The following is a 10,905-nucleotide window of genomic DNA, read 5'->3' as shown; positions in this document are numbered from 1 at the left end:
GGTGTGCGGTGCGCACCGGGGCCGTCGGGGGTTCGGCAGTGTTACTGGCCGGCCGTCTTCTTCTTGCGAAGGAAGAAGACAGCGCCGCCGCCGAGGACCACGAGGAGCGCGGCGATGCCGGCGATCATCGGGGTGGCGTTGGAGCTACCGGTCTCGGCGAGGTCGCCGCCGCCGGTCGTGGAGCCGGTGGAGCCGCCCGTGGTGGTGGCCGGCGTGGTCGGGGACGGCTCGGTCGACGGGGTCTCCGACGGGAGCGGGCCCGGGGTGGCCGTCTTGCAGTCGAGGACGCCCTTGAAGTTCTTCTCGAAGCCGTTCGGGCCGGTGATCGTGAAGTCGTAGGCCTCGTCCTCGGCCAGCGGGATCGTCACCGTCTCCGACTTGCCGGCGCCGATGGTGACCTTCTTGCCCTTGAGCTCGAAGGTGAAGTCCTCGTCACCCTCGTTGGAGGCCGTGACGTCCAGGCCGCCCTTGGCGCAGTTCTTCTCGGCCGTGACGGCCGGGATCGCGCCCTTCTTCGCCCACGTGGCGGTGGCCTTCGCCGTGACGCTGGAGGTGCTGGTGCCCGCCAGGATCAGGGTCTGGCTCTTGACCTTGGTGGAGACGAACGCGCGGCCGATCGGGACCGTGGTGTCGGCCTTGACCGCCAGCTCGGCGGCGCCGTCGGGCGTGCCGGCCGGAACGTCGAAGAAGACCTGGCTGCCGTTGGAGACGTTGGAGACGACCTTGCCGTCCTTGTCCACGAGCTTGACGCCCGCGGGCGCGCCCGGCGCGAGGGAGACGGCGGCCGAGGCGGCGTTGGTGTCGATCGTGATCGGACCGAGGCGCTCGCCCGACTTACCGGCGACGGAGGCCGGGGAGAGGCTGAGGGAGGGCTTGGGCTCCTTCAGGTTCTCCGCGTTCTTCTCCAGGTACTCGGTCAGCTTCTTGGCGTTGTCGTTGACCGGCGTGGCCTCGACGTTGTCCGAGAAGTGCCAGATGGCGGCCTGCGTCGCGGCGGCGGCGGTCTTCTCGGTGAGGTTCTTCGCACCGACCTTGCTGGCGAGGGCCGCGAGGTCGTTCACCTGCGGGTACGAGTTCTGGAGGATCCAGCGGATCTTTCCGGCGTTCTCGTTGTTGTGGAGGGAGGACTGGTCCCAGCCGACCTCCTTGTACTCCTGGCCCGTCTTGGCGCCGGTGTACAGGTCGATGCAGTACGTCTGCAGCGAACCGCCGGGCGTCACCTGCATCTCGAACAGGCCGGCGGAGACCTTGCCCTGGCCCTTGATCTTGACCGTGTCGAAGACGGTGAGCTTGCCCAGCGTGGCGGTCGCGCCGCCGGTGCCGTCGGCGCCCTCGTCAGCGGCAGCCGGTCCCGCGATGGCTATGGCACCCGCAGCGACGAGGCCGGAGACCACGGTCGCGGCGGCAAGGCGGGCAACGCCGCGCCTCCGAACAGAAAACATGAATTTCCCCTCCGGGCGAGCTGCTCCGCGCCGTCGGTCAACGACACGTGGGGGGAGCGCTTCGCCAGCAGACTCACTGACCCAGTTGACTCAATGGACCCGAGCGGCTCACATGCCTCATGTGCCGACTCAAGTCCCGTATGAGTACCCGCGAATCCTAGGGAGAGGGAAGACCTGAGTGCCCGTTCATACGGTCTGATAACCATTCCGACTCAAAATCGTTATGACCGGGCCTCGATTCGCCGAGAAGGGCTCGTCACGCTGTCGACAAATCGCCCAACTCGAAGTCAGGACACGAGTTCCGGAACTTGCGGAACCCCTTCCTCCACTTGTGCTCCCACCTGCGGTTCCGCCTCCGATGACGCCTCGGCCGTCTCCCACGGGTCCCGCTCCGCACCCCCGTTCGCCTGGCGTTCCGTCAGGCGCGGTTCACCCTTTACCACTCGGCGGAACGCCGCCGTACCACGCGTCAGATCGTGCCCCACGGCCAACGCGTCGATGTCCACGAAGGTCCTGCGGCGGCCGTCGGGACGCCCCTCCTCCAGGTCCTCCTCGCGCACCCGCAATCGGCCGTGGACCACCAGCGGTTCGCCCACCGAGACCGAGGCGGCCAGGTTCGCGCCGAGTGCCCGCCAGGCGAACACCGTGTAGAAGCTGGTGTGTCCGTCCGCCCAGGCGCCCCGCTCCCGGTCCCAGCGGCGCGCGGTCACCGCGAAGCGGAACCGGGCCACCCCGCCCGTCGCCGTGTCCCGGTACTCCACGGCCGTCGCCACGTTCCCGACGAGCGTCACCATCGTGTCGTTCATGTGCCTCCCCTTTCCGAGCCTTCTCCGATACCCGGCTCCACACCCGAAGCCGGCTTCATCGTGGACCCGGACGGAGAACCCCTGCCCGAGCCTGTGGAGAGGTCGTCTCCTGGGGAGAACTCCGTCACCCGTGGGGGTGAGGAAGCGGGCTCATCTCAGCCGCGCCCCCGACCGCGTACCGCCCCATCGCGTACCGCCCCCGCCGCCCAGTCGCGTCACCCGCATGCCCGACCGGGTCGCCGACACCGTCACGTACTGGTCGCGCACCTCCCGATACCGCATCAACTCCGCCGAGATCGGGTCCAGCACCCGCGCCCGACCGCATGCGGCCGCCGCCTCCCGCAGCTTCCGCTCGGCCTCCTGCCCGTACCGCCGGGCCGGTCCCTTCACGGCCGCGGCGCACGCCCACTCCACCAGCGGCCCGCCGACGATGCCGCCGATCATGATGAGGACCGGCGGCAGCAGCCCCGGCTCGACCACCCCCACGATCTGAGCGACCAGCCACAACGCGCCGAAGATCTGCAGGAGCGTCATGAGGACCTGAGCGAGGACCGCGGCCGGCCACCAGGCGGGGCGCGGCGGCCGGGCGGCCGGATCCCCGATGGTCACCGTGAGTTCGTCGAGCGCCTCCGGCAGCCCCTCGGCCCCGCGCGCCGCCGCCTCGCGCACCGCCTGCGCCCAGGGCGCGGGCAGACCGCGCGAGGCCTCGTCGGCGACGGTCCGCACCGCCTGTTCCACCCGCTGGCGCGCGGTCAGTTCGTCCTCCACCGGCGTCCGGAGGCGGGGGTCGGTGGAGCCGTGCCAACGGACCCGCTCGTACCAGCGGTAGAGCCGCAGCCAGGGGGTGCCGCAGGCGCGGATGGCTCCCCGGCGCCAGACGCGTTCGGCGGCCTCGCCCGCGGCGGTGGCACCGACGGCGACCGCGAGGCGGCCCGCGAAGGCCTCCCGCGCCCGCTCGCCCAGACCGGTCTGCCCGTCGGAGACGTACACCGGCCGGAGCCGGGCGGCCGCCGCGTCGACGTCGGCCGAGAGCCGGCGCGCGGGCGCGGTGCGTTCCTGGACGAACCGGCCGAGCAGTTCGCGCAGTTCGCCCACGCCCTCCCCGGTGAGGGCGGAGAGCGCGAGGACGGTGGCGCCGGGCTCGCCGTGTTCGCCGAGGGCCATGCCGTCCTCGTCGAGGAGGCGGCGCAGGTCGTCCAGGACGATGTCGGCCGCCTCACCGCCCAGCCGGTCGATCTGGTTGAGGACGACGAAGGTGACCTCGGCGTGGCCGGCGAGCGGCCGGAGATAGCGCTCGTGGAGGACGGCGTCGGCGTACTTCTCCGGATCCACGACCCAGATCACGGCGTCGACCAGGCCGAGGACCCGGTCGACCTGGTCGCGGTGGGCGGTGACGGCCGAGTCGTGGTCGGGCAGGTCGATCAGGACGAGCCCCTGCAGCTCCTCGTCGGCCGCGCCGCCCGCGAGGGGACGGCGGCGGAGCCGGCCGGGGACGGCGAGCCGGTCCAGGAGCCCGGCCGAGCCCTCGGACCAGCTGAGCGCGATGGGCGCGGAGGTGGTGGGACGGCGCAGCCCGGTCTCGGAGACGGGGACGCCCGCGAGGGCGTTGAAGAGGGTGGACTTGCCGCTGCCGGTGGGCCCGGCGATCGCCACGACGGTGTGGCGGGCGGAGAGCCGCTGGCGGGCGGCGGCCTCGTCCAGGACACGTCCGGCCTCGGCGAGCCCGGCCTCGGCGAGGGTGTCGTTCTCCAGGCGGGTGCGGGAGAGGCCGACGAGTTCGTTGAGGGCGTCGAGTCGGGTGCGCAGTGCGCCGCCGTAGTTCCCGACCAGGGGCGGCAGGTCCTCGTCGGGCCCCGCCTCCGACCCGGCCTCCTCGCCCGCCTTCCCCGCGGCCGTCTCCCCCGCTCGGCGCGCGATCAGGCCGTCGTCCCAGCGGTCGTCCATGGTGAGGCCCGTCGTGCCGCCCGTACCACCCTCGCTGCCCATGCTGCCCGTGCTGCTGCTCACCGGTCGTCACTTCTCCTTCTGCAGTACGGAGAGCGCGGCGATCAGCGCCGCCTGCGGCTCGGGGGTCACGTCGAGGGCGTCGAGCGGCGCGAGGCGCCGGTCGCGCTCGGTGTGCAGGGCTCGGTCGAGGTACGCCATGACCAGGTCGCCGCCCTTGTCGCGCAGGCGCAGGGCGGCCTGGGCGCCGAGGAGTTCGGCGAGGCGCTCCCCGGCGCTGCGGGTGCGGCGGCCGCCGAGGAGGGCGGCGGCCAGCAGGGCGGCGACGGTGTCGGCGTCGGGCGCGGCGGTACGGGCGGTGGAGGGGCGTTCCGTGGTGCGGAGCTCCTCCTCGGCCAGCTCTTCGAGCTCGCGCCGCCAGCGCCGTACGGTCATCTCGATGCGTTCGTTGGCCTCCCGGTCGGAGGCGGCGACGGCGGCGCCGAGGTCGGCCGCCGCGGGTTCGCGGCGCCAGGCGTCCCGTAGGCGTTCGTCCGCGGCGGCGACCGCGCACTGGACGAGGGCGGCGAGGGATTCGACGAGGGCATCGAGGAGCTCGTCGGCGGAGCTGTCGCGGGGGTAGCCGCGCCAGCGGGTGCGCGCGTCCCCGGCCAGGACGGTGCCGCGGCCCAGCTGCTTGCGCAGGCGCTCGCCCTGCTCCCCGTACGCCGCCTCGACCGCGCCGCCGAGGCGGACGGCTGCGGCGTACTGGGCGGCGACCGCCGCCGCGAGCTCGGGAATCCGGGCGTCGAGGGAGGTGACGACACCGGAGGCGGTGCGGCCGGCCGCCTGCTGGCGGGCGGCGGGGTCCTGGGCGCTGTGTGCGAGCCAGGCCCGCAGCGGGGCGACGGCGGTGTCGGGCAGCAGCCCGCGTCCGGCGCCCGCGGACTCGGGCAGCTCGGGGATGGTGAACCGGGGTACGTCGCCGAGCCCCGCCTTGTGGAGGAGGGCCTCGTACTGCCGGGAGACCTCGCCGATGATCTGGTGCGGGACCCGGTCGAGGACGGTGACGAGCGTGGCGTCGTACTCCTTGGCGGTACGGAGCAGATGCCAGGGGATGGCGTCGGCGTACCGGGAGGCGGTCGTGACCATCACCCAGATGTCGGCGGCGCAGATCAACTCGGAGGCGAGCAGCCGGTTCTCGACGACGAGGGAGTCGATGTCGGGCGCGTCGAGCAGGGCGAGCCCGCGGGCGAGGGCGGAGGACGTCTCGACCCGGAGCGCGTTGTCCTCCGGGGGTTCCTCGGCGGCGTGGTCGTCGTCCTGGTGGGGCAGCCAGACCCGGGTGAGCTGGGACAGGATGCGCAGCCCGGCGAACCAGTGGTGATCGTCGGGGTGGCATACGAGGACGGGGGTACGCGTGGTGGGGCGGAGCACGCCGGCCTCGCTGACCCGCCGCCCGACAAGGGAGTTGACGAGGGTGGACTTGCCCGCTCCGGTGGAGCCGCCGATGACGGCGAGGAGCGGGGCGTCGGGATCCTTCAGGCGGGGCACCAGATAGTCGTCGAGTTGCGCGAGCAGCTCGGCGCGGTTCTGCCGGGCGCGTGCGGCGCCTGGGAGAGGGAGTGGGAGACGCACGGCCGCGACACAGTCGCGCAGGGCGGAGAGTGCGTCGATCAGCTGAGGCCGTTCGTCCAAGGTCACCACATGCGAAGAATGCCCAATTTTGGAGCCATTTTGAAGCGTATAACGGTCCTACGCGCCGACCGAACAGCTGATGACACGAGCCTCAGGCATAACGAGTACACAACACCCGGGCCAAGTGGCGTGAAAAGCGCTGCGGGAATCGCACCTGCCTGCGATTATCGTTCCGCTTCACCGAACCTCCACATCGTGCCACGCAGGTGAAGCAACCGGGCCAAGGGGATCGGAGCCCTATCCTTGACCCGGCAGGCCACGCCCCACCCACCAGGGGCTCCCGGCCGCACGGCCACCACCCGGCCCCCGTAGCTCAGTGGATAGAGCAGGCGCCTTCTAAGCGCTTGGCCGCAGGTTCGAGTCCTGCCGGGGGCGCAATAGCACAGACCCTCCTTCGGGAGGGTCTTTTTGCTGGTCGGCGGCGGGTTTCTGTTCGCCTCGCGCGCCTCGGTCCCGCCGGATGTGGGGCGGGCGGCGGGACCGTCGTGCGTTCAGGCCGTCGCGGCGTCCGTCAGGTCGGCGCGGGTCAGGGTGGTCGGGGTCGTGTGGCCCGACAGGGCCAGGGTGAGATCGAGTTCGGCGAGAAGGCAGCGGATGACGTGGTCCACGCCCGCCTGGCCGTCGAGGGCCAGCCCGTAGGCGTACGGGCGGCCCACGAGGACGCCGTCCGCGCCCAGGGCCAGGGCCTTCGCGATGTCGTCGCCCGTGCGCACGCCGCTGTCGAAGAGGACCGTCAGACGGTCGCCGACCGCGTCCGCCACGGCCGGGAGGGCGTCGGCGGCCGCGATCGAGCCGGCCACCTGGCGGCCTCCGTGGTTGGAGACCACCACGCCGTCCATGCCCGCGTCGGCGGCCTCACGGGCGTCGTCGGGGTGGAGGATGCCCTTGAGGACGATCGGACCGTCCCAGTTCTCGCGCAGGAACGCCAGGTCGGACCAGGTCTTGCCGGGGTCGGAGAACATCGACACGAAGTGCATCACGGCCGCGTTCGGATCCTCCTCCACCGGCTTCGCCAGGCCCGCGCGGAAGGCCGGGTCGGAGAAGTAGTTCGCCGTCCCGACCCCGTGCAGGAACGGCAGGTACGCCTGGTCGAGATCGCGCGGCCGCCAGGAGAGCATCGGCGTGTCGAGCGTGACGACGAGCGCGGTGTAACCGGCCGCCTTCGCCCGGCTCAGGAAGGAACGCGCGACCTCGACGTCCTTCGGCCAGTACAGCTGGAACCACCGCTCCCCCTCCCCCATCGCCTCCGCGACCTGCTCCATCGGCGTGCTGGACGCGGAGGAGAGGATGTACGGGATGCCGCGCGCCGCGGCCGCGCGCGCGGCCGCGGGCTCGGCGTCGGGGTGCAGGATCGACAGCACGCCGACGGGCGCGAGGGCCATCGGGGCGGGCAGCGGACGGCCCAACAGCTCGACGGAGAGGTCCCGTTCGCGCACGTCGCGGAGCATCCGCGGGACCAGCCGCCGCCGTTCGAGCGCCGCCCGGTTGGCGCGCGCGGTGGAACCGTCGCCCGCGCTGCCTGCGACGTAACCGACCGGTCCCGGGCCGAGCCGCCGACTGGTCAGCTCCTCCAGCCGGGTCAGATCGGTGGGGAGCCGCGGCACGGCTCCGGTCAGCCCGTTGAGGTAGATCTCGTACTGGAAGTCCGCCCAGCTCATGCGCAGGTACCGCCCTTCGGAAGATCGCCGTGGGAGCACCTTGCCACCGGAGTCGGACGCCTCACCAGGCCCGTGCGGCCTCCACTCCCAGCCATACGGCCACGAGTCCGGCGGCCAGACTCCCGGCCACGTTCGCCACCGCGTACCCCTTCGCCCCGCCCTCGTACAGCCTCAACGTCTCGTAGGAGAAGGTGGAGTACGTCGTCAGCGCCCCGCACAGCCCGGTGCCGAGCAGCAGATGCGTCCGGGCGGAGGAGACCCCGGTCAGCAGGCCGAGGACGAACGAGCCGGCGATGTTGACCGTGAACGTGCCCCAGGGGAAGACGGAGTCGTGGCGCGACTGGACGGCACGGTCGGTGAGATAGCGCAACGGCGCGCCGACCGCGGCGCCCACGAGCACGAGCAGCCAGTTCACGTCGGGTCCTCCCGGCCCACGTACCGGATCACCTCGCAGTCGTCGAGGATCACCAGCCCCTCCGTCACCAGCGCGTCGAGCTGGGGCAGGAAGTCCCGGACGCGGTCCTCGGTGTCCACGATCACGATCGCGACGGGCAGGTCCTCGCTGAGCGAGAGCAGGCGCGCGGTGTGGACCCGTGAGGAGGCGCCGAAGCCCTCGACGCCCCGGAAGACGGAGGCGCCGGCGAGGCCCGCCTCATGGGCGCGGTGCACGATCTCGGCGTACAGCGGCCGATGGTGCCAGGTGTCGCTCTCGCCGAGGAGGATCGTCACACGCAGGGCCCTGCCCGCCAGTCTCGTCATCGTGTCCTCCTCTGCAGAGCGCCACGGGTCGCGAAGGTCGCGGCCCACACGGCGGCCATCGCGGCCACCACCGTCGCTCCCATGTATGCCACGCCGCGGGCCGTGTCCCCCGCGCTCAGCAGCCGCTGTGTGTCGAGGGCGTACGTGGAGAAGGTGGTGAAGCCGCCGAGCACGCCCGTACCGAGAAAGGGGCGTACGAGCCGGTGGGGCGGGGCGGCGACCTCGGTGACCAGCACCATCAGGACGCCGATCGCCGCGCAGCCGGACACGTTCACGAGGAGCGTGGTCCAGGGGAACGCGCCGGCCGGGGTGGGCCAGACGAGCGACGCGCCGTAGCGGGCCGCCGCGCCGAGAGCGCCGCCGGCCGCCACGACCGCGACGACCGGAAGCTGCCCGCGTACGTCCATGCGGTCAGGTTAGGCGGTCGTCCGCCCTGAGCCGTCGGACGCCTGCTCGGCGACCAGGGAGTCCAGGAGCGCCCCCGCCCAGCCCGCGTCGTAGTGGTCGAGGCGCGGGAAGCCGCCGTTGTACAGGTCGCCGGTGAAGACGTACGTGGCACCCGGGTTGTGCGCCGCGTAGCCGCCATCCGCGAAGAAGTGCGGGCTGCCCTGGATCTGCGGGCCCTGGGCCTCGTGCCACTGCTCGTACACCTCGCGCCGGCCCGCGCCGCGCGCGAGGGCGGCCTCCAGGGCCCGGGCGTCGACGTCGGGGCAGGTCTCGGCGATGTCGAGGATCACGGAGTGGATCGCTATGCAGCGGTGCTCGGTGTAGAAGGCCTTCCGCAGCCCGGCGTCGAGCTGGTCGGAGCCGCGCACCCCGCCCACCTCGGGCGCCTTCGCCGCCTGGACGGCTTCGAGGGCGGGCAGGACGCTCGACGGGTACTCCCACGCGGGCGCGTCCCACAGCCGCCAGCCCAGCTCGGGGCGGTGCGCGCCGAGCATGACGATCTCGGCGTCGACGATGTGCTTGGGCGTGGGCTGGCGGTTGAACAGCTCCAGCGGGAAGGCGCGGTGGTCGATCAGGAGGTCCTGCCCGCGCTCTGCGGCGGTGGCCCGCAGGGTGTGCAGGGCGAGCGAGGCCCAGGGACAGCCGATGTCCGACCATGCGGTGACGACGGGCGGTTGCGCGTCTCGTACGGGAGTCATGGCTGTGAGCGTGGGTGTCGTCGGGCGGCTCGTCCAGTGACCGCGACCGACTTCGTCACCACGCCGGGGGCTTTCCGGATAAGTTTCCGTTTCCGCTCCGGGTCGTGCACTATGGAGGGGACATACTTTCCTGGGGCGGCTTGGAGTGTTGTGTCATGCAGTTCGGAATCTTCACCGTCGGGGACAGGACCACCGATCCCACGAACGGCACCACGCCGGGCGAGTACGAGCGGATCAAGGCGATGGTCGCCATCGCCCGCAAGGCGGAGGAGGTCGGCCTCGACGTCTTCGCGACCGGCGAGCACCACAACCCGCCGTTCGTACCGTCCTCCCCGACGACCCTCCTCGGGCACATAGCGGCCCGCACGGAGCGGCTGATCCTGTCCACGTCCACGACGCTGATCACCACCAACGACCCGGTGAAGATCGCCGAGGACTTCGCGATGCTCCAGCATCTCGCGGACGGCCGCGTCGACCTGATGATGGGCCGCGGCAACACCGGCCCGGTCTACCCGTGGTTCGGCCAGGACATCCGCCAGGGCATCCCGCTCGCCATCGAGAACTACGCGCTGCTGCACAGGCTGTGGCGGGAGGACGTGGTGAGCTGGGAGGGCCGCTTCCGTACGGCTCTCCAGGGCTTCACCTCGACGCCGCGCCCGCTCGACGGCGTACCGCCGTTCGTCTGGCACGGCTCCATCCGCTCCCCCGAGATCGCCGAGCAGGCCGCGTACTACGGCGACGGCTTCTTCGCCAACCACATCTTCTGGCCCAAGGAACACACGGCCAAGATGGTCCGCCTCTACCGCAAGAGGTTCGCGCACTACGGGCACGGCACGCCCGAGCAGGCCGTCGTCGGGCTGGGCGGCCATGTGTTCATGCGCAGGAACTCCCAGGACGCGGTACGGGAGTTCCGCCCGTACTTCGACAATGCGCCGGTCTACGGCCACGGTCCGTCCCTGGAGGAGTACACGCGCGAGACCCCGCTGACCGTCGGGTCCCCGCAGGAGGTCATCGACCGCACGATGTCGTTCCGCGAGTATGTGGGCGACTACCAGCGGCAGTTGTTCCTCGTGGACAGCGGCGGCCTGCCGCTGAAGACGGTCCTGGAGCAGCTCGATCTGCTCGGCGAGGAGGTCGTCCCGGTGCTGCGCAAGGAGATGGAGAGCCTGCGCCCGGCCGGCGTGCCCGAGGGCCCCACCCATGCGGCCCGGGTGGCGGCGCGCGACGCGGAGAGCGCCGCGAAGGCCGGCGCGTAGTCGGTACGAGCGCCGGCGCGCACATCGGCGCGTGGCCGGAAGGCGCATAAGCGGAACGGGCCGAACGGCCCCCGCGAACTGAGCGAGGCGGACAGGCGCGGTCCCTGGCCTGGGGCATTAACCAGGGGCCGGCCCGTGCCGCCTCGTTCTGCGATGGTCGACCCGGGCGACATGGCGGTCAAAGCCGGGCCGCAGAGTCTGTCAGATCCCCCCTCCCG

Annotated in this window: 10 protein-coding genes and 1 tRNA gene; 2 read left to right on the top strand and 9 right to left on the bottom strand. The window is 72.0% G+C overall.

What is annotated here, in order from left to right:
* Positions 1-41: 41 nt before the first annotated feature.
* The 4 genes from ACFQ7Q_RS30820 to ACFQ7Q_RS30805 form a co-directional block, all read right to left on the bottom strand.
* Positions 42-1,442, bottom strand: a complete 1,401-nt coding sequence (locus ACFQ7Q_RS30820; protein WP_383560835.1) for a Cys-Gln thioester bond-forming surface protein — start codon at positions 1,440-1,442, stop codon at positions 42-44.
* A 287-nt stretch (positions 1,443-1,729) separates the two neighbouring features.
* Positions 1,730-2,248: a single-stranded DNA-binding protein gene (locus tag ACFQ7Q_RS30815; RefSeq protein WP_383560832.1), complete on the bottom strand. Its 519-nt coding sequence runs from the start codon at positions 2,246-2,248 to the stop codon at positions 1,730-1,732.
* A 150-nt stretch (positions 2,249-2,398) separates the two neighbouring features.
* A complete protein-coding gene (locus ACFQ7Q_RS30810; RefSeq protein WP_383560844.1) occupies positions 2,399-4,234 on the bottom strand; it encodes a GTPase in 1,836 nt (611 codons plus the stop codon).
* Between the two features lie 27 nt (positions 4,235-4,261).
* A complete protein-coding gene (locus ACFQ7Q_RS30805) occupies positions 4,262-5,869 on the bottom strand; it encodes a dynamin family protein (RefSeq protein WP_383560841.1) in 1,608 nt (535 codons plus the stop codon).
* Between the two features lie 302 nt (positions 5,870-6,171).
* Here ACFQ7Q_RS30805 and ACFQ7Q_RS30800 point away from each other — a divergent pair.
* Positions 6,172-6,244: transfer RNA gene (locus tag ACFQ7Q_RS30800), tRNA-Arg, on the top strand.
* A gap of 116 nt (positions 6,245-6,360) precedes the next feature.
* Here ACFQ7Q_RS30800 and ACFQ7Q_RS30795 read toward each other — a convergent pair.
* The 5 genes from ACFQ7Q_RS30795 to ACFQ7Q_RS30775 form a co-directional block, all read right to left on the bottom strand.
* On the bottom strand, positions 6,361-7,527 hold the full coding sequence (locus tag ACFQ7Q_RS30795) for a lactate 2-monooxygenase (protein ID WP_383560830.1): 1,167 nt from the start codon (positions 7,525-7,527) through the stop codon (positions 6,361-6,363).
* Positions 7,528-7,588: 61 nt separating this feature from the next.
* Positions 7,589-7,942, bottom strand: a complete 354-nt coding sequence (gene crcB / locus ACFQ7Q_RS30790; protein WP_383560827.1) for a fluoride efflux transporter CrcB — start codon at positions 7,940-7,942, stop codon at positions 7,589-7,591.
* Positions 7,939-8,286 carry a DUF190 domain-containing protein gene (locus ACFQ7Q_RS30785; RefSeq protein ID WP_383560825.1) on the bottom strand — a complete coding sequence of 116 codons (348 nt, stop codon included), beginning with the start codon at positions 8,284-8,286 and terminating at the stop codon, positions 7,939-7,941. Before ACFQ7Q_RS30785 ends, crcB (ACFQ7Q_RS30790) begins: the two co-directional genes overlap by 4 nt.
* Positions 8,283-8,693: a fluoride efflux transporter CrcB gene (gene crcB, locus ACFQ7Q_RS30780; RefSeq protein ID WP_383560822.1), complete on the bottom strand. Its 411-nt coding sequence runs from the start codon at positions 8,691-8,693 to the stop codon at positions 8,283-8,285. The genes ACFQ7Q_RS30785 and crcB (ACFQ7Q_RS30780) overlap by 4 nt, the downstream gene beginning before the upstream one ends.
* Before the next feature lie 9 nt (positions 8,694-8,702).
* On the bottom strand, positions 8,703-9,431 hold the full coding sequence (locus ACFQ7Q_RS30775; RefSeq protein ID WP_383560821.1) for a DsbA family protein: 729 nt from the start codon (positions 9,429-9,431) through the stop codon (positions 8,703-8,705).
* A 155-nt stretch (positions 9,432-9,586) separates the two neighbouring features.
* Here ACFQ7Q_RS30775 and ACFQ7Q_RS30770 point away from each other — a divergent pair, with 155 nt between their 5' ends.
* Complete coding sequence (locus tag ACFQ7Q_RS30770; RefSeq protein WP_383560819.1) at positions 9,587-10,687, top strand: LLM class flavin-dependent oxidoreductase; 1,101 nt, start codon at positions 9,587-9,589, stop codon at positions 10,685-10,687.
* Positions 10,688-10,905: the final 218 nt, after the last annotated feature.

It is taken from the genome of Streptomyces sp. NPDC056527 (assembly GCF_042794475.1).
Taxonomy (GTDB): domain Bacteria; phylum Actinomycetota; class Actinomycetes; order Streptomycetales; family Streptomycetaceae; genus Streptomyces.
The sequence above is the reverse complement of the archived record's forward strand: the minus strand, read 5'-3'. Positions and strand labels throughout refer to the sequence as shown.